This window comes from Desulfosediminicola flagellatus (assembly GCF_005116655.2).
GTDB classification, from domain to species: Bacteria; Desulfobacterota; Desulfobulbia; order Desulfobulbales; family Desulfocapsaceae; genus Desulfopila; species Desulfopila flagellata.
In genome coordinates, this window is sequence record NZ_CP050698.1 from 991893 (window position 1) to 1011871 (window position 19979).

Below are 19979 nucleotides of genomic sequence, written 5' to 3' on the forward strand. Positions count from 1 at the left end.
CAGATGTATAGAAAAAGCAAACATATTCATTTTGTAGGAATTGGTGGTATCGGCATGAGCGGTATTGCTGAACTACTGCTCAATCTCGGTTATACAGTTTCCGGCTCAGATCTTTATGGGTCTGCAATCACCGACAGGCTTGCAACGCTAGGCGGTAGAATCTGTAAGGGACATCACGCGGAGAATATCACCTCTGCAGACGTTGTAGTTACATCTTCTGCAATATCAGCAGAGAATCCAGAAGTGTTGGAAGCACGCAGATTACACATTCCTGTAATTCAGCGGGCCGAGATGTTGGCAGAATTGATGCGGCTCAAAAAATTTGGGATAGCGATTGCCGGAAGTCACGGTAAAACCTCTACAACCTCAATGGTCAGCTGGGTGATGGCTCAGGCGAATCTCGATCCTACCATTGTGGTGGGTGGTAAGGTTGACAGCCTTGGTGGAAACGCTAAGCTGGGTCAGGGAGAATTTCTGGTAGCGGAGGCGGATGAGAGTGATGGTTCCTTTTTAAAGCTATCGCCAGTGGTTGAGGTTGTTACTAATATTGATCTTGAGCATCTCGATTATTATAAAGATCTGGACCATATTAAGGCGTCGTTCTTAAGCTTTATTGAAAAAATCCCATTTTATGGTGCAGCAATTCTTTGCCTTGACGACGAGAATATTGTTGATCTTCTACCGTCCATAGGAAAACGCATAATCACGTATGGTCTGACAGCTCAGGCTGATTTATACGCAGATAATATCTATTTCAAAGACGGTCGTGTCTGTTTTACTGTTCATAGCCAGGGAGAGTGTCTCGGAGAAATCAATCTTGCACCTCCAGGAAAACATAATGTGTATAATGCGCTTGCCACGATCTGTGTCGGGTTGGAACTTGAGATTCCTTTTGCAGTAATTGCCGATGCTCTTGTGAGCTTTGGTGGTGTGCAGCGCAGAATGCAGAACAAGGGTGAGGCCAGAGGGATAACTGTTGTTGATGATTACGGGCATCATCCTACAGAAATTCGAGCAACACTTTCGGCAATTAAAGCTGCATGGCCAGAAAAACGACTGGTTGTATTATTTCAACCACATCGTTACAGCCGGACCCAGGCATTATTTAAAGATTTTATTACGGCCTTTCACAAGGCGGATTTTCTCATTTTGAGTGATATCTATGCTGCAAGTGAGCAGCCTATCGAAGGGGTGAGCAGCGAAAGTCTCCTTGCTGAAATTGAAAAGCACGGTCAGCGACATACCCAATATATACCTTCGATTGAGACCATGGCCGAAGAGGTTCTGGCCATGATTGGTGAAAACGATTTGGTCTTGACTCTTGGTGCCGGAAATATAGTGCGTGTTGGTGAAGAACTTGTCGAATTACTCAATAAGTAAAAGATAGAGCTTGAATAGATTGGCCAAAATGGGGAATAACTAGCACTGTGCCTAACAAATAGGGGTTGGGTTTTCAGACTGTTCAGAAGAGATGAAAGGATTAGGGAGGAAGAAGCTGAAACTGCGGGCGCATAACTGGCGAAGGAAACTTCGCGATGTTTCTGACTTTCTGCGACAATGTTGTCGGGAACTGTCGGGTGAAAAAAAACGGCGGGTTAAGCGTAACAGCGACTTGCAGGGACACAACTTCGCCTCGATGCCTGAACCAACTCAGCGACGGAAAAAAAATTTCCTGAGCAGATTCAAAGTGAGTTTGCCAAAAAAACGCAAGGTTGAAGTTGAAAGCTATATTTCTCAATCCCAATTAGGGCTATCAAAAAAGCTGAAAGCAGTTCCTGTTATTTTTGTGGTTGTGATTGCTGTATCGATTTTTGCTCTGGATGGGCCAGGCTACTTAGGCCGGAAATGTGAAAACATTTCGACGTTTAAGGTTCGGAATATAGATATTGTCGGCTGTGAATCGACCTCGGAGAAGAGGCTGAGACCACTGGCAGGAATAACAATATACCAAACCAGCCTCATGGGTCTTGATGGCGAGTCGATTGAATCGCGAATAGAGCAGGACCCGTGGGTAAGTAAAGCAGAGGTAACACGAGACTGGCCGTCAACCATTGTCATAAAGGTTGTAGAGCATCAACCTGTTGCTCTGTTGAATAAAAGTGAAACTACTGAGCCCAAACTCTATTACATTGATAAAAAAGGCGTTCCATTTCTCGAAGTGAAGCCTGGAAATGATGTGGATTTTCCGGTTATTACAGGGCTGGACAAGATTGAAGATGTTCGGGAAAGGGAAGAAATATTTTCTGATATCTATACCTTTTTAAGGCTAGTGAGGAGAAACAATCCAAATCTGCCTGCTCAGTCAGTATCTGAGATTCATGTTAATGAAAATAGTGAAATGGTAGTCTATCTGGTCGACTATACTTTTCCGATATTTTTCGGAAGAGGCCAGATCTCTGATAAGTATACACGGCTCGTCAGGGTTCTGGATGTGCTGTACAGGGAAAAGAAGAAAGGAATGTTACTCTCCGGGGTGGAATATATCCGGATGGATTACTTGAAAGACAAGGTGCTTGTAGCACAAAGTGAATCAGGTTGACAGATATGGACGAAAACGTAGATTTAGAGCCGTTCGAAGAACTTGAAGCGATGGATCGGGAGCCGGGTGAAATTGTAGTCGGTCTCGATATTGGTACAACAAAAATATGTTGTATCGTCGGTGAAGTCTTTGAAGACAGGGTTGATGTAATAGGTACTGGAACCGTACCGTCGAACGGTCTGCGGAAAGGCGTTGTCGTTAACATCGAAAGCACGGTTAACTCAATCCGGCAGGCAATAAAGCTCGCGGAAGAGTCAGCCCGAATAGATCTGCGTTCAAATGAGGTATATGTCGGTATCGCCGGTAACCATATTAAGGGCTTTAATAGTCCTGGTATCGTTGCGGTCAACAACCGTGAAATTAAAAAGTCTGATATCGATGATGTTATCAATGCGGCGCGAACAGTAAAAATCTCTGAGAACCAGCGTGTGATCCATGTGATGCCGCAGGAATATATGGTCGATGATCATACAGGAATTCAGAATCCGCTAGGAATGACAGGCGTACGGCTCGTAACCAATGTACATATTGTTACTGCTGATATTGGTGCAGTTCATAACCTCGTAACCTGCTGCAATAAGGCTGGGCTTGAGGTTGCTGAACTTGTTCTTGAGTCCATTGCTTCTGCAAACGCAGTTTTAAGTCATGACGAGATGGAACTTGGCGTAGCACTTGTTGATATTGGTGGGGGAACAACAGATTTGGCTGTTTTCTGCGATGGTACTATTCGTCATACCCGGGAGATAGCACTCGGTGGTCATAACCTTACCAACGATCTTTCAGTTGGCCTACGTACTCCTCTCCAGGAAGCGGAAAGGCTCAAAGAAGATTTCGGTGGAGCGATTTCATCGATTATTAAACCGAATCTTGTTGTTGACGTTCCTACAGTAGGTGATAGAGAGCCACGTAAAGTAACACAAAAGGTGCTGGTTGATATCATTGAAGCGAGAATGATAGAAATTCTTGAGATGATTGACCGTGAACTTGTGGCGAGTGGTCAGAAAAACAAAATCAACGGTGGCATTGTTATAACCGGTGGAACAGCACTTCTTGCAAATATTGTTGATTTGGCGGAGCAGATCTTCGATTTACCTGTACGTATAGGATATCCGTCAGGTGTTGGTGGTAAATTGGAAGAAATTTACAGTCCCAGGTGCACAACTGCCACAGGACTGGTATTGTTTGGCAGGAACAAGAGCAAAGAAATTCAAAATCGTGAACCATCCGCTTTAGATAGGTTGAAAGGGTGGGTCAAAAAAATCATGTAGTATCGAGTTTTTTGTTTATTGGTCGGGGTGCAGATGCTATATTCGCCCTATTTAAACGTTATGTTTATCGAATCAATATAGACGATAGCTTAATATTGTAGCAGGGAGAAAAGTATGCCGTTCAGAATGGCAGAATCAGAAGGTGTTGCGGTAGTTAAAGTGTTTGGCGTCGGCGGAGGTGGTGGAAATGCCATCAATACCATGGTTGCCAATCGGTTGCAGGGAGTGGAATTTATTGCAGCTAATACCGATAAACAGGCTCTCTTGCAATCACAAGCTGATATATGTCTCCAACTTGGACCAAGCGTTACCAAGGGACTGGGGGCAGGTGCTACGCCTGAGACAGGCGAGCAGGCAGCGCTTGAGTCTCTTGAAGATATAAAAGAGGCCTTGAAGGGGAGTGACATGGTTTTTGTTACTGCCGGCCTTGGCGGTGGTACAGGAACCGGTGCTGCTCCTGTTGTTGCAAAAGCCAGTAAAGAGTTAGGAGCACTGACTGTTGCCGTGGTAACGAAGCCTTTCAGTTTTGAAGGTAAATTTCGTATGCGCAACGCAGAGCTCGGCTGGGAAGAGCTTCAGAAGTATGCTGATACCATCATTACTGTTCCAAACGACAGATTACTATCGTTAATGCAGAAGAATAGTAAACTTTCCGATATGTTGAGTATGGCAGACAATGTGCTGCTTCAGGCAGTAAAGGGTATCACCGATCTTATTAATGTACCGGGTCTTATTAATGCGGATTTCGCTGACCTTCGTACCGTAATGAGAGAAGTTGGACCAGCTATTATGGGTTCAGGTGTAGCTGTTGGTGAGAACAGGGCTTCAGAAGCTGCCCGAAAGGCAATAGACAACCAGTTACTTGAGGATTTCGGTATAGATGGAGCACGAGGACTGCTTATTAATATCTCTGCCTCAGAAGAGACCTTTGCCATGTCAGAGTTCATGGAGGCTTCCACGCTTATCCAGGAACGTGTTGATGAGGATGCAAAAGTTGTTATTGGTGCCCTGTATGATGATGCTCTTGGCGATGAGCTTCATGTAACAGTAATAGCAACCGGTGTTGGTGATGCAGCAGGTAAGAAAGAAGCCATTGCCCAGGTAAATGATCTGCATAGAAAAAAACAGGAGCTTGAGCGTGATCGCGAGCGTGAGCATTCCCGCGAGACGGAGTTGGTCAGTTCCGCGAAGCAGGCACCGGTAAACCGCCAGCCTCGTGTAACACGGTTGCCAAGTTCCAACTTTGAGACTATAGATCATTTCAGTAACGCTGCGCCGAACGAAAGTGACCGCAGAAGGGATTTACCTGCATGGCATGAGGATCATCTTGAGACTCCTGCGTACTTGCGCAAAAAAGCCAATTAGTTTGAGGGCACCGGGATCAGGAAGCATCAGAGGAAAGTAGAGGGACAAGCCAGCAAGCGCGAGAACAGGCTGGCTGGCGAGAAAGGGAGTTACCTGAAAAAATGGACAGGTCGACTACCCGTAGCCCTTATTTATCCAAACACCTACAGTGTCGGGATGTCCAGTCTCGGTTTTCAGCTGGTATACTCCATTCTCGGGGAAAAGGATGAACTCGTTTGTGAGCGGTTCTTTCTCCCTGAAAAAGGAGAACAGCTAAGGTCTGTAGAATCACAACGGCCTCTTTCACATTTCCCCATTATTTTCATTTCGATCAGTTTCGAACACGATTACCAGAATCTTGTACAGTTACTGCACATGGCTGGTATCAATCCGTTTGCAGATCAGCGTAAATCAACCATCTCTACTGAAGACCCGCTTATAATATGCGGTGGCGTAGCAACGTTCATGAATCCTGAACCTCTCGCTCCGTTTGTCGACATGTTTGTATTGGGAGAGGCAGAGGCTGTCTTTCCCGACCTTATTCCTAAAATTATCTACACAGAAGAGAGTACCGCCAACCGTGAGGAGGTACTTCTTGATATCTGCAGCTCTATTAAAGGGTGTTATGCGCCCGGCTTTTATCAGCCGCAATATGCTGATGGTGCTGATGGTGAATTTACTGGTTTTACAAACGATCCACGGTTACCTGCCCGGGTAGAAAAAGCAATTCTTACACATTCTCCTGTTGCTTCACACTCACAATTGATGACACCCGAAGCAGAATTCTCTGAGATGCACCTGACCGAACTAGGTCGAGGGTGTTCAAGAGGGTGCCGTTTTTGTGCGGCTGGTTTTATCTATCGTCCTCCACGTCTTTGGGATGGCGATGCTGTTGTGGAAGGGTTACGTGCGCGATACAGCGATATAGACAGAGTGGGTCTTCTGGGTATGGAGATGGCGGATAGTGAATCGCTTGAAAGGATAAGTGATTATCTCAAAGAGAGTGGTTGCGCCTTGTCCTTTTCCTCATTACGTGCTGATCGGTTGACCAAACCACTCATTGACCTACTCTCGGCAAGCAATTTAAAAAGTGTCGCCATTGCTCCTGATGGATCATCTGAGCGATTGCGTAGAGTAATCAACAAAGGTCTTGATGAGTCTGATTTACTTGATGCAGCCAAGCGACTTGTCGAGGCTGGTATTTTTAAGCTCAAGCTTTACCTGATGATTGGCCTGCCCACCGAAACCGACGAAGATCTTCAGGAAGCTATAGATCTGGTAGGTAAAATCAAAGCGTGTATCGATACCATTGGTAAGGAGCGTGGCAGGCTGACAGAGATCATGGTTTCTGTAAACTGTTTTGCGCCTAAACCCTGGACACCTTTCCAATATCATCCTTTTGGTATGAGTTCAGCCTTGCCGAAGGGAGAGTCTGGAGATTCCAAGAAGGTTATTGCAGAACTGAAACGTAGACAGAAACTGTTGCGTAAAGGACTTTCAGCATATGCAAATGTCCATGTGCAACTTGATAAACCTGAAAATGTTCTTTTTCAGGCTGTACTGTCGCGCGGCGACCGCCGATTGGCTGAAGTGCTTAATACTATGGCATTAACCGGTATTGGTTGGAAGCAGGCAATGAAGAAGCATCATTTACGCCCTGAACAATTTGCAGTAAGTGGCTTTGATGAAACCAGTTATTTCCCCTGGTACATCATTGATCATGGCATAGAGCATGATTATCTCTGGAACGATTATCAGCGTGCTTTTAATGAAAAACTGACCATCGCCTGCGATACATCAATTTGCCGTCGCTGCGGGGTCTGTCATGACTGAAAATGGTGCACACTCCACCGACAACGAATACAGACAGAAAGAACTTGAAGCTGGCTTACAGCCATTTAAGCTCGTTAAATATTTCTCTTTTTCCAGCCTTGCCGCCATACTTGTATTCACACTTTTTCTTTCCTGGGTAATTTCCAACAATGCCAGAAAGGTAATGCTGAAGCAGAGTGAGGAATATTCACTGGTTCTGGCAGAAAACCTCAATCAGCAGGTTTTTCGACGATTTGTTCTTCCTGCTGTTGTTCGCTACGGGAATATCAAACTCAGTAATCCTGCACAATTTCAGAATCTTGACAGAATCGTTCGCAACGTGATTCAAGGGATGAAAATTGAGTCTGTAACTATTTATGATTCATCAATAAATATCATTTCTTACTCAACCAGAAGTGAGATGGTTGGAAAAAAAGATGTTGGTGGAATCGAGTATGAATTATCCCTTGAAGGTATTGCTAATTCTCAGCTGAGATATAGTGGCTCAGTTCTCAGTCTCCTTCCGGGAACACGACCGCTTTCCTGTGAATTGCGTACATTTATCCCTTTTCGTCAGGTTCGTGAAGCTGGCGGGGGCGGTGGTGAAGCCATCATGGGAGTTATTGAGATACAGAAGGATCTATATAACGAATATTTAAACATCCTTAGACTGCAGGGATCAATTATTGCCGTTTCCGCGGCTGTGATGATGGTTCTTTTTCTGGTTTTGAGAACAATTGTTTCTCGTGCTGGCAAGATTATGGAGAATAAAGCGCTTGAACGATTACGCCTTGAGGAAAAGCTGAATCAGGCAGAACGTCTTGCACATCTCGGAACTATGGTTGCCACAGTATCTCATGAGATTAAAAGCCCTCTCGGCATTGTGCGCAGCACAGCTGAGATCCTTGAAAAAAGAATCAAAAAAGTGGCTCCTGGTAGTGAGCATCTCGCCAGAATTGTTATTGATGAGACCACAAGATTAAATGATATCGTTATTGAATTCCTTGATTTCGCCAGACCGCGTGAAACACAATTGCAACCGGGGTCTGTTAATGAGCTGATTGAAAAAGTACTTATTTTCGCAGCTCCAAAGCTTCGGGAACAGGGAATTACGCTTGAAAAGAACCTGGCAACATATCTGCCGGCGACTCCATTAGACCAGGATCAGTTTTATCGAGCTCTACTGAATATTGTAGTGAACGGTTTGCAGGCTATGGAGCAGGGCGGAGTTTTGAAGGTAAGCACTACTGTAGTCAATAATCAATTCGTCAGGATATCGATTCAAGATAGTGGTATAGGAATGGACGAGGAAAAAATTGCAAAGATTTTCACCCCATTTTTTACCGATAAAAATAAGGGTACCGGCCTGGGGCTAGCGATAACTAAAAATATTATTGATAGTCACAACGGCAAAATACATGTAGAGAGTGCTCCTAATGCAGGAACCACCTTTTCAATTACTCTCACAGCCTTTACCTGAGATTGTGCTGGAAGTCTGCAATATTTCATTTCTTGAAAATGGTCCATATAGTTTTGTCGTTGGAGCTGGAGAATGTATCGGCATAAGCGGAGCCTCCGGTATAGGTAAGACTCAGCTGTTGAGAGCTATTGCCGATCTAATTCCCTACAGCGGAACTATTCGTCTAGGTGGCAGGGACTGTGCACACTTTTCTCCTACAGAGTGGCGAAAAAAAGTCGGAATGGTGCCAGCTGATCCACACTGGTGGTACGATCGTGTTGGTGATCATTTTGTAACCCCCAAAAAACAAAAACACTTGCTCAACCATCTTAATCTGCTCGGTTTCGAAAATGATGTACTGGACTGGGAAGTAAGCCGACTCTCTACGGGAGAACGACAACGACTGGCATTAGTACGTGCCTTGATACTTGACCCTGTTGTTTTGCTGCTCGATGAACCAACTTCTGCTCTCGACCCTTATCATACCAGTGGGCTGGAAAAATTGATTTCATCACTGCAGCATAAGAATCAGATGGCGGTTATCTGGGTGAGCCATGATGCTGCACAGCTCGAACGTGTTACGCGCAGAGTCTTGATTGTCGGTAAAAAAGAACTGCGTGAGTCAGATGGTGTATAACATTGGCTGGTTGATGGAGGTCTGTTGAAATGAGTGTAATTTCGCTAAGTGCTCTGGATATCGGCCTTGCTTCTCTAATGCTTGTTGCCTTGGCAATAACAAGCATATGTATGAGCCTTGGGCTTGAAAAGAAGATCATTATTTTCAGTTGCCGAATGGTAGGCCAACTCCTGCTTATCGGGCTTGTTCTTCGTTTTCTCTTTAGCAATGCGAATGGCTTTCTGGTTTTCCTGATGTCTCTTGTCATGTTGTTTGCTGCAGGCAGAGAGGTTCAGGCTCGCCAGAAGCGCAAGGTAGTCGGTTTGGCGGGGTATCTGATAGGTACTGGAACGATGTTCATCTCATCGTTTGCTGTTGCCGGAATTACCTTAACGATAATTATCGGGGTTGATCCCTGGTACACTCCTCAATACGCCATTCCTCTCCTCGGTATGTTACTGGGAAACACCATGACAGGAATAGCCCTCTCTGTTGATAATCTCACAAGCCGCTACTACGATCAAAGAAATACAATAGAACAACGGTTAATGCTGGGACAGAGTTGGCAGGAAGCCAGCGCTGATATTCGCAGGGATAGTATGCGAACAGGTATGATGCCGATAATCAATTCAATGGCAGCAGCAGGACTTGTCAGTCTGCCTGGAATGATGACAGGGCAGATTCTTGGCGGAACACCACCTGTTGAAGCTGTAAAATACCAGATTCTGATAATGCTATTGATAGCTGCGGGCACTGGTTTTGGTGTGATCGGTGCTATCTGGATGACCAGCAGACACCTCTTTGATGATCGTCACCGTTTACGTCTTGACTGCCTATCTGCCAAGCAGCAGTGAGCTCAATCCAAAATCCCGAAAACGAATGGAATCGACTTGTGTTTTCTATATGATAGTGGTCATATGTCTATTAATTGATTTGCCAATTTTTGCCGGTTATCATCCTGGTTGCTCGAATCATTACAATTGGATGAACAACATCTCTGGATGATTTTTTTATGCCGGAATATATACGAGCCGGATTGATTTTCTATAGAATCCTCTACTTTGAACGATAGAACAGGAGGCTGAAGTGAGTAAGCGAATTGTAATTATAGGTGGAGTGGCTGCAGGTCCGAAAGCCGCTGTACGTGTTAAACGACTGATGGCGGATGCAGACGTCACTCTGGTTGATCAGGATAGCCTGATTTCCTATGGGGGCTGTGGAATTCCCTATTATGTCTCTGGAGATGTTGCGGACGAAAAGGAATTGCGTTCTACCAGTTTTCATATGGTGAGAGACGAATTTTTCTTTGAAAAAGCTAAGGGAGTCAGGACACTCACCTCCACCAGAGCAGTTTCAATAGACAGAAAGAATAAGACTGTCTCTATAGAAAATGTACAGACTGCCGAAAAGGGCAAGCTTGAGTATGACATACTTATGCTGGCTACTGGAAGCAAACCGGTTGTGCTTCCCATTCCAGGTAATGATCTTGACGGTGTGTTTACTATCAGTGACCTGCACAAGGCTATAGCAATTAAGGAGCGTATTGCTAAAGGACAGGTCGGCAAGGCCGTGGTTATCGGTGGCGGAGCCATTGGGCTGGAGATGGCTGAAGCACTCACAGATCTCTGGGGAGTTGAGACTGCTGTTGTAGAGTATGCTGATCAATTGCTGCCACGTGCTGTCGGCTGGTCAATGGCTTCAATACTCACTAAGCATCTGCGTGATAACAAGGTAGATGTTTACTTGGGTGAAGGTGCAGAAGAAATACTGGGAGTTGATGGTAAGGTGAGCGGAGTTAAGACAGCCGAGCGTACGCTCGAAGCTGATCTGGTCATTATGGCTGCCGGTGTTCGCCCGCGATCTGAACTGGCTGTTGCTGCCGGGCTGCATGTTTCGGCAAACGGCGCAATTGTGGTCAACGAGCGTATGCAGACATCGGATCCTGAGATTTATTCTGCTGGTGACTGTGTCGAAATTCCAAATCTGGTTACAGGTAAACGATTCTGTGCTCCGTTTGGTAGTCTGGCCAATAAAGAAGGCCGGATTGTCGCTGACAATATGGCTGGGATCCCTTCAGTTTTTAAAGGTGGTGTCGGTAGCTTTATCATGAAAGCTTTTGAAATGTCTATCGGTTCGGTAGGTCTTAGTCTCAATGAAGCTTTGGCTGAAGGATTTGATGCAGATACCTCACTCACATCGCCATCTGACAGGGCTCATTTTTTCCCCGGTCAGGATATTCTCTGCTTTGAGCTTGTTTTTGATAAACGTACCAGAAGAGTGCTTGGTCTTGAAGGTGTCGGGCCGATGAATGATGCGCTTTCAGCACGACTTGATGCTGCAGCTGTGGCATTGTCTAATGGGGCAACAATTGAAGATTTTTGTAATATAGAAATGTGTTATGCCCCACCGTTTTCAGCTGCAATTGATGCTATTAACGCCGCTGGATATGTTGCTGATAACCTCTGTGATGGTCGGATGCGCCAGATCACGATGGAAGATTTTTTTAGTTGGATGGCTGACTACTCTATACATCCAGACTGGCAGGTACTTGATGTTCGTCATCCTAAACAGGCGGACCAGATGGTTGCTGCTTTAGGCGAAGATATCTGGGGCTCAATGCCCTATGAGCAGATTCGTGATAGATATGAAGCATTGCCTGACGATAAAACGATGATCATTTTCTGTAATGCTGGTTCACGTTCTTATGAGATTCAGGTGTTCCTCGACTCTGTAGGCAAAAGTAATACGCTGGTATTGCCGGGCGGATTTAATGTTATCCGCAGAATCGGTGCTGAGTGGCTGCCGTAATACACGTTTTACCTAATACCGCTGCAAATCTTTCCTTTGTCAATTAACTGAAATGTTCTGACAAAGGAAAGAGTATTGTCCATCCTCTCTTCCTCATTTTCTCCGATTAGACAAACTCTCTTTTCGTGTGTTAGTATTAAATCTCAGACACAATACTGCTTTATAATACCAAGCCAAATACGTCTAAGAGGTTCAGAATGGCCAAAGTGAACTCCCATCATATGATCGAGGAAATTCAAGCAAATGTCACTACGGGAGACATTCTAAAATCAAAAATTGTTCTCGCTCACATCGGGGAGGTTGATAGTAAAATCCAAAACAGGATGATTTATGAGCTTTCAAAGGGACCTGTTGAGTTTGTTGTGCCGCTCTTAACTCATTTACTTTCAGAGCATTCGGAAGTTACCGAAAAAATGCCGATAATCAGGGAAACGCTGCTTTCAAGCCTGCTTGCGTATCCTGAAAAATTGCCAGAATTTTTAGAGGGAGATGCTGTAGCAGATAAGAGTGAGCTGATCAGAGTTGTTGGTGAGCTCAGGTACACTGATGCCACACAGTCATTATTAAATATTGCTGCAGCAACAGATAATGATGCAGAGATCCTGCTTATTATTGAAATACTTGGTCAACTGGGCGATCCCGAGGCAATAAACACACTGACAGATTATCTCTATTCTGCCAACCGCGAGTTAATTATTGCTGCGGTACAATCGCTTGGTCAATTGGGGACTCCCACGGCAATGCATCGCCTGGCTGAACGCATGGGGACTGACAACGAGATAGATTTTTTGATTCTCTCGATTTTTGCTGATGTGCAGGATCAGGTCTCGCTGGATAAACTCAATGAAACACTGCGATCACATTATGCCCACATGCGCAGTTATGCAAAAAAGGAATTAGTAAATATTGGGCCGAAGGCTGTCCCTTTCCTGATAGGGAACCTTACCCATGAAGACCCTGATTTTTTGATCCATACTCTCAATGTATTAGGAGATATAGGGGATGAATCGGCTACATCGCAAATTCGTAAGTTGATTGATGGTTTACCTAAAAGTGCAAATGTACGATTTGCAGCCTATGAGGCACTTGCATTACTGCCACTGAAAAAAGGTGCATATACCTTAACAGCAGGTTTGACCGATTCGGAAGATCATGTCTGTGTCGCAGCAGCACGAGCTATTGATCGTAACTTCTCAAAAATACTTGGTGTGGGTATACGAAATCTGCTTCGCGGTGATGAAGATGAAGCAAAGCATATTGCAAAAATAATAGTCAATGCGCAGGTGGATCAGATATTTGCAGATCTGGCTGAGGATGAGGTATTCCAAAAGCTGGCACTGGTGTATCTGCCGCACACGCATGAAGATATTCGGGAGCACTACTATAAACTGTTAATTGATAAAGGCTTGACGAAGTTTGCTGCAAAAATTGAAGGTAGAGACGAGAAGGTGGTCCGTCCGAAGGTTGTTGCAGTTGATGATTCAAGAATGATCCTGAATATCTACAAAGCAACATTGCATGAACTAGGCTACGAACCGGTACTGTTTGAATTTCCTGCATCTGCATTGGAATGGTTGAGTGAAGAGAAACCTCTTATGGTTCTAACTGACCTCAACATGCCGGATATTACAGGTGTTGAGTTAACAGAAAAGATACGGCAAAAATATTCACCTGATTTATTACCGATTATTATGGTGACCACGCAGAACGAAGCGACCGACAATGAGGCGGCTAAATCAGCAGGTGTGAATGCAATTCTTCACAAGCCGTTTAATGCTACGTCTCTTGGTGATGCTATGGACAAACAATTGAAGAGGAAATAAATTCTGGCAGAATGTCAAAGTGGTTGCCGACATCTTCGGGCTTGTGGGCATCAGAGCCTGCTACTAGCGGTATGTTATGGCTATGTGCCATATGAAGGATTTTTTGTGTTGGGAACGGCTCTTGACGAATAGCAAAACCTGAGGTGTTAACCTCAAGGGCCATTCCCTTATCCTTAACTAAAGCGAGCAGTGAATCAATCTGTTGGAAATGCGCGTTGCTGAATTGAAGGCCGGGGACAAAGCGTAACGCTGCGTCGATATGACAAAGAACTGTTCCTGGTAGTTTTTCAACTGCTTCAATGAGGGTTTTAAAATATAAAGAGAGTATAGACTCAACGCCGTATTTGATCGCTATGTCAATATTGCGTTTCTTTTTGCTCAACAGGTTGAGGTGAGCGTCAGTTCCCGGCAATTTGAGGAAATGGCATGAAATGCCGATTCTGTCCCATGTTCTGCATTCCAGTTTTGTTATAAGCTCGACAGGTGATTCAGCGTTATAACCGACCTCCACTCCTGTACCTATCCTGATCTGGCCTGAGTATTTTCCTTTTAAGCGATTACCTTCCTCAAAATAAAAATCAAAGTCGTCTTCACTCAGCCATGTTCTTTCGAGATAGTCTATTCCGGTTTCAAGGTGTTCAAGAAAGATGATTTCTTTAAGACCTCGATTAATGGCGGAGAGGACATACTCCTCCATTTCACCCTTGGCGTGATTACAAAGCCGTGTGTGTACGTGGCCGTCGCTAAGGGTGTCTATAGTATATTTCAGTGGCACTGTCGCTGTCTCATTGTATGAGAGATATGGGAGGGTTGGACAGTATGGGTGAAAAAACTACTGTCGGGCAGGATAACGTTATACGTCGTACGGGGTGGTTTAGGCATTGCCCCTTGGGAAGAAATGAACGGTACCGTCGATATCCGAAGTATCACAAACATGACCCATTTCAAGTTCGAGGTCGATGTACTCTTCGACACCATCGAGATTGACAGTAAGGGCAGGGCCCCCGGGAACATGATAAACAATTGTGCTTGCTGCAGATAAATCTACAGGCGAAAAAAATACCCTCATGAAATAACCCAACCTCTAAAGAAATCCTTGGTAGCTCCGGAAATACGGAGCAGAATATATGAATTGAAAGACCTCTCTGATATACGAATAATCGTTTAAAACTGCAATAGCAAAGACAGAAGGTCGATATAAATCCTTAGAGTGATAAGGTATTTATTTTCTATATGGGCATAATTGCGTGATATGCTTCAAATGATTACAAGGATTGGGTTTGACACATGGGATGTAGCGGTATATTATACTGGGTTGCTACCGAGATTGAAATTATCGTGGAACTGTTTAACCATTTTCTATATAGGTGATGTAATGAGTAATGAACAGAATGATGTTAAAGTGAAAGCGCTTTTTGGCAAAGAGAAAAACCCGTCCAATATCATGCCCCGGAAATTGACTCTGGACAGTACGATTAAGTTCCGTTGTCATCCTGGTGTAAGCTGTTTTACCGCCTGTTGCGGTGGTATCAAAATTGTTTTGACCCCGTATGATATCCTGATTCTTTCAAAACGTCTTGAGATCCCGGCTCATGAGTTCCTGCAGCTGTATACCACACCGACATATCTGGAGAATACTGATATGCCCGGTGTTATGATCAAGATGCGTGAAGAGGACAACAAATGTCCTTTTGTAACTCCTGACGGCTGTACCGTTTACACCGATCGCCCATCCGCATGCCGCTACTATCCAGTTGGCATGGCCGATTTCCATGAAGCCGGTCAGAAGGATGAGAACGGTAGTGAGATTTCCGGTGGTGACGATAAGTTCTTCTTTGTAGTAAAGGAAGACTACTGTAAAGGTCACGAAGAAGATAAAGAGTGGACTGTACGTGAGTGGCGTGCTGACCAGGGAGTCGATGTTCGTGACGAAATGAACCGTGACTGGCTGAGACTTGTAATGCGCCGTAAGTCGCATGGTAAGCAGGCAACATTATCAGAGCAGGGCAAGCGCATGTTCTTTATGGCTTCCACCGACCTTGCAACTTTCCGCCGGTTTATCTTTGAGAGCTCATTTCTTGATACCTACGTAGTTGATCCTGAACTCGTAGAGAAGATCAAGGAAGATGACATTGAAATGCTGCACTTCTCGTATCGGTACCTTGCATCCAGTCTCTTCGGCGTTCAGGATGAAGGATTCAAGATTAAAGACGAGAGGATCCAGGCAAAGGTTTCTACAATGAAGCAGGAGCAGGATCAGTCTGTACTTCAGGCAGTTCGTCAGTATGAAGCTCTTAAGGCTGATATCGACGATCTGACACCGGGTGGCAAAAAGAAGTAAGCAGTAAGCAGTAAGCACTAAGTATAAAGTATTTCAAACTGGTGACATCTGTAGTCAGTTTGAAATGCTAGACATGAAAAAAGGGTCTGTGGAAATTTTCCACAGACCCTTTTTTTATGCCTAAACCGTGTAGTAATACGATCCCGACTCCAGGAGCCGGGATCTGAATTACTTACAGATCAGAGAATAAATTATTCTCCATCTGTCTCCGGCTCAAGAGCATCACGACGACCTTTCAGGAACTTCCATGCTCTCATGGCATCTTTCTCTGCCAGGGCGATGAGTTCATCAGCCTCGGTAGGATTGATACGCTTCAGCATCTTGTAGCGGTTCTCGCTTAAGATGTAGTCAGAGTAGTTCATGGTAGGCTCTTTAGAGTCGATGATCAGTGGGTTCTTACCCGCCTCTTCGAGCTCTGGGTTGTAGCGGTACAGAGGCCAGTGACCGGAAGTAACAGCTTTCTTCTGCTGCTCAAGGCCGTTAGCCATGTTGATACCGTGGTTGATGCAGTGTGAGTATGCAATGATCAGAGATGGTCCGTCATATGCCTCAGCTTCAGCAATTGCTTTTGCAGTCTGACCTGGGTTTGCACCCATTGCAATGTGAGCAACGTATACGTTTCCGTAGGTAGAGAAGATCATACCGATGTCTTTCTTCGGTGACTTCTTACCGCCAAATGCGAACTGAGCGGTAGCAGCACGTGGGGTAGACTTAGACATCTGACCACCAGTGTTGGAGTAAACCTCGGTGTCAAGAAGCAGTACGTTTACGTTCTGGCCGGAAGCAAGAACGTGATCGAGACCACCATAACCGATATCGTATGCCCAACCATCACCACCGATAATCCATACAGATTTCTTCACAATGTAATCAGCCATAGGAAGAATACGTCTGGCGAGTACGTTGTTGGATCCTTTCAGGACTTCTTTCAACTCAGCAACATTAGCACGCTGTGCTTCGATGTCCATCTGGGTCTTCTGCGGAGCTGCAATAAGTTTGTCAGCAAGCTCAGAAGAAATAAGACCAGCTTCAACCAGTTTTGGAAGAATCTCAAGGCACTGCTTGCCAAGCTTGTCAGCGGTGAAACGCATACCGAGACCGAATTCAGCATTGTCCTCGAACAGTGAGTTAGCCCAGGCAGGACCACGACCGTCTTCACGCTTACAGTATGGTGTGGTAGGAAGGTTACCGCCATAAATGGAGGAACAACCGGTTGCGTTAGCAACAACCATTCTGTCACCAAACAGCTGGGAAACAAGCTTAACGTAAGGAGTCTCACCACAACCGGAACATGCGCCGGAGAACTCGAAGAGAGGACGGAGCAACTGGCTGCCTTTAACGGTAGCAGCGTTGATCATAGCAGGATCAATCTCAGGAAGGCTAAGGAAGTACTTAACCTTAGGTATCTCAGCTACGCGAAGTTCTTCGGTGTTCGGAGTCATTTCGAGAGCTTTGGTCTTGGCAGGACATGCGCTTACACAGAGTGTACAGCCACAGCAGTCCTCAGTGAAAACCTGAAGGGTGAATTTCTGACCCTTGAAGTTTTTACCAACAGCGTCAAGAGCAACAACACCTTCTTTGACCTCAGGAACGATCTTGGTACGGATAGCAGCGTGAGGACAAACAAATGAACACTGGCCACACTGGATACAGTTTTCGGACAACCACTTAGGTACGTTTACAGCGATGTTACGCTTCTCGTACTGGGTGGTAGCGGTTGGCCAGGTACCGTCATCAGGCATCTCAGATACTTTAAGCTTGTCGCCTTTGCCTTCGATGATCTTAGCGGTAACGTTCTTAACGAAGTCGGTAGCATCTTCAGGAACAGTCGGAGGAAGCTCATGACCGGTAACATCAGCACCGATATCAACTTTAACGATGTTCTTGATAGCAGCGTCAACAGCGTCGTAGTTCATCTGAACAATCTTGTCGCCTTTGGTGCCGTAGGTCTTCTTGATAGCAGTCTTGATAGCGCGGATTGCATCGTCTTCGGTAAGGATACCGGAGATCATGAAGAATGCGGTCTGCATAATCATGTTGATACGTGCGCCAAGGCCGAGTGCCTGGCCAAGAGCGATAGCGTCGATGATGTAGAACTTAGCTTTCTTATTGATCAGGTCGCGCTGTACGCGATCCGGCATCTTGTCCCAGATCTCGTCTTTGTTATAGCTGGTGGTCAGCAGGAAGGTTCCATTTTCTTCGAGGTTACAAAGCATGTCGTAACTGTCGAGGAAAGTGAAGTTATGGCAGGCGATGAAGTTTGCCTTGTTGATAAGATATGGAGCAGCAATCTTGTTGTCACCGAAACGTACGTGAGAAGTTGTAATGGAACCGGACTTCTTAGAGTCGTATACGAAGTAACCCTGAGCAGAGTTATCGGTTTCTGCACCAATGATCTTAATGGTATTCTTGTTTGCACCAACAGTACCGTCAGCACCAAGACCGTAGAACAGTGCGCGGAATACATCGTCAGCTTCGATGTTGAAATCTTCGTCGAAGTCGAGGCTGGTGAAAGTTACGTCGTCGTGGATACCAACAGTGAACTTGTTCTTTGGAGAAAGAGAAGACATGTTGTCGTAAACTGACTTAACCATTGCAGGGGTGAACTCTGCAGAACCAAGACCATAACGTCCAAAGTAAATAACTGGTGGAATTGCAGTTGGGTTAGCTTCAGCAGCTTCACCGATTGCAGCACGAACGTCGAGGTAAAGTGGCTCGCCGACTGAACCCGGCTCTTTAGTACGATCAAGAACGGTGATTCTCTCAACAGTGTTTGGCAGAGAGTTAACCATTGCACGAGCATCGAACGGACGGTAGAGACGTACGATAACCATACCTACTCGCTCGCCTTGAGCAACGAGATAGTCGATGGTTGCAGAAACAGTCTCAGCACCTGAACCCATGATAACGATTACGTCTTCAGCATCAGGAGCACCGTAGTAATCGAACAGGTTGTACTGACGACCGGTAAGTGCCGCGAACTTGTCCATGGTATCCTGAACGATCGCAGGGGTAGCGTCGTAGTACTTGTTACAGGTCTCACGGCCGGTGAAGTTAACATCCGGATTCTGTGCGGTACCGCGGATAGAAGGACAATCCGGAGTAAGAGCACGTGCGCGGTGCTCGTGTACGAGTTTCTCGTCCACGATTGCGTTCATATCTTCGTAGGTCAGCTCTTCAACTTTCTGAACCTCATGAGAGGTACGGAAACCGTCAAAAAAGTGCATGAAAGGAACTCTGGACTTAAGAGTAGACTGGGTGGCGATAAGCGCCATATCCATACATTCCTGAACGTTCTGGGCACAAAGCATAGCCCAGCCACACTGACGTGCTGCATAAACGTCACTGTGATCACCGAAAATGGAAAGACCCTGGTAAGCAAGTGCACGTGCAGATACGTGGAATACTGTAGGGGTAAGCTCACCTGCGATCTTGTACATGTTCGGGATCATCAGCAGAAGACCCTGAGATGCTGTGAAGGTGGTACACAGAGCACCTGTGGTGAGGGAACCGTGAACTGCACCGGCAACACCAGCTTCGGACTGCATCTGGGTAACAACTGGTACTGAACCCCAGAGGTTTTCCTGACCGTAAGCTGCCTTGGCATCGGAATCCGCTGCCATAGGTGATGACGGTGTAATTGGGTAAATGGTGATAATCTCACTCGTGGCATAAGCGACATGAGTACATGCCTGGCAGCCATCAATAGTAACCATTTTACGCGACATTTGCTGTTCTCCTTTAAGATGTCTTCTGGTTGTGTATGTTCTAAATGTATAGAAACAAACGTGTGACTTTTCTGTCACAAAAGCTGGACTTATAGTCGTCCGGTTGTCCGGTCAGAGAGAACCGGTTGATTGCTGAATACTACCGTTGAACCAATACCAGGTGCAGCGATTGGCATTTTTACAGTATACGGGCACCGTAAATAACGAACAGGGATGACGGAATATACAATATCGTGCTGAG

Annotated in this window: 14 protein-coding genes; 11 read left to right on the forward strand and 3 right to left on the reverse strand. The window is 45.4% G+C overall.

The genetic code is table 11. The features are described 5' to 3' along the window. Window positions 1-3: 3 nt before the first annotated feature. The 10 genes from murC to FCL46_RS04225 all read left to right on the forward strand — a co-directional run bounded on the left by murC (window position 4) and on the right by FCL46_RS04225 (window position 13669). Complete coding sequence (murC, locus tag FCL46_RS04180; RefSeq protein ID WP_136805617.1) at window positions 4-1380, forward strand: UDP-N-acetylmuramate--L-alanine ligase; 1377 nt, start codon at window positions 4-6, stop codon at window positions 1378-1380. 91 nt (window positions 1381-1471) lie between these two features. Further along, window positions 1472-2539 (forward strand): cell division protein FtsQ/DivIB, encoded by a 1068-nt coding sequence (locus tag FCL46_RS04185; protein WP_136805106.1) that lies wholly within the window; start codon window positions 1472-1474, stop codon window positions 2537-2539. Between the two features lie 5 nt (window positions 2540-2544). Then, the gene (gene ftsA, locus FCL46_RS04190; protein WP_136805108.1) at window positions 2545-3807 is read left to right on the forward strand and encodes a cell division protein FtsA; all 1263 of its coding nucleotides are present in this window, start codon (window positions 2545-2547) and stop codon (window positions 3805-3807) included. 114 nt (window positions 3808-3921) lie between these two features. After that, window positions 3922-5172, forward strand: a complete 1251-nt coding sequence (ftsZ, locus tag FCL46_RS04195; protein WP_136805110.1) for a cell division protein FtsZ — start codon at window positions 3922-3924, stop codon at window positions 5170-5172. Between the two features lie 156 nt (window positions 5173-5328). Then, entirely contained in the window at window positions 5329-6984 is a 1656-nt protein-coding gene (locus FCL46_RS04200; RefSeq protein ID WP_228723326.1) for a radical SAM protein, read from the forward strand. Further along, entirely contained in the window at window positions 6977-8443 is a 1467-nt protein-coding gene (locus tag FCL46_RS04205) for a two-component system sensor histidine kinase NtrB (RefSeq protein WP_136805114.1), read from the forward strand. Before FCL46_RS04200 ends, FCL46_RS04205 begins: the two co-directional genes overlap by 8 nt. Beyond that, entirely contained in the window at window positions 8400-9059 is a 660-nt protein-coding gene (locus FCL46_RS04210; RefSeq protein WP_136805116.1) for an ABC transporter ATP-binding protein, read from the forward strand. The genes FCL46_RS04205 and FCL46_RS04210 overlap by 44 nt, the downstream gene beginning before the upstream one ends. Before the next feature lie 29 nt (window positions 9060-9088). Further along, window positions 9089-9892 (forward strand): ABC transporter permease, encoded by an 804-nt coding sequence (locus tag FCL46_RS04215; RefSeq protein ID WP_136805118.1) that lies wholly within the window; start codon window positions 9089-9091, stop codon window positions 9890-9892. 232 nt (window positions 9893-10124) lie between these two features. Then, window positions 10125-11846 (forward strand): FAD-dependent oxidoreductase, encoded by a 1722-nt coding sequence (locus tag FCL46_RS04220; protein ID WP_136805120.1) that lies wholly within the window; start codon window positions 10125-10127, stop codon window positions 11844-11846. A gap of 197 nt (window positions 11847-12043) precedes the next feature. Next, window positions 12044-13669 (forward strand): HEAT repeat domain-containing protein, encoded by a 1626-nt coding sequence (locus tag FCL46_RS04225; RefSeq protein ID WP_136805122.1) that lies wholly within the window; start codon window positions 12044-12046, stop codon window positions 13667-13669. On the opposite strand, the gene FCL46_RS04230 is transcribed toward FCL46_RS04225, so the two are convergent. Further along, window positions 13641-14444, reverse strand: a complete 804-nt coding sequence (locus tag FCL46_RS04230; protein WP_228723327.1) for a histidinol-phosphatase — start codon at window positions 14442-14444, stop codon at window positions 13641-13643. The two genes, FCL46_RS04225 and FCL46_RS04230, sit on opposite strands and share 29 nt — an antisense overlap. A gap of 99 nt (window positions 14445-14543) precedes the next feature. Then, window positions 14544-14738 carry a hypothetical protein gene (locus tag FCL46_RS04235; RefSeq protein ID WP_136805124.1) on the reverse strand — a complete coding sequence of 65 codons (195 nt, stop codon included), beginning with the start codon at window positions 14736-14738 and terminating at the stop codon, window positions 14544-14546. A gap of 306 nt (window positions 14739-15044) precedes the next feature. On the opposite strand from FCL46_RS04235, the gene FCL46_RS04240 reads away from it, so the two are divergent. After that, complete coding sequence (locus FCL46_RS04240; RefSeq protein ID WP_136805126.1) at window positions 15045-16010, forward strand: YkgJ family cysteine cluster protein; 966 nt, start codon at window positions 15045-15047, stop codon at window positions 16008-16010. Window positions 16011-16201: 191 nt separating this feature from the next. Here the strand turns inward: FCL46_RS04240 and nifJ are convergent, their stop codons facing one another. Beyond that, window positions 16202-19738: a pyruvate:ferredoxin (flavodoxin) oxidoreductase gene (nifJ, locus tag FCL46_RS04245; protein ID WP_136805128.1), complete on the reverse strand. Its 3537-nt coding sequence runs from the start codon at window positions 19736-19738 to the stop codon at window positions 16202-16204. Window positions 19739-19979: the final 241 nt, after the last annotated feature.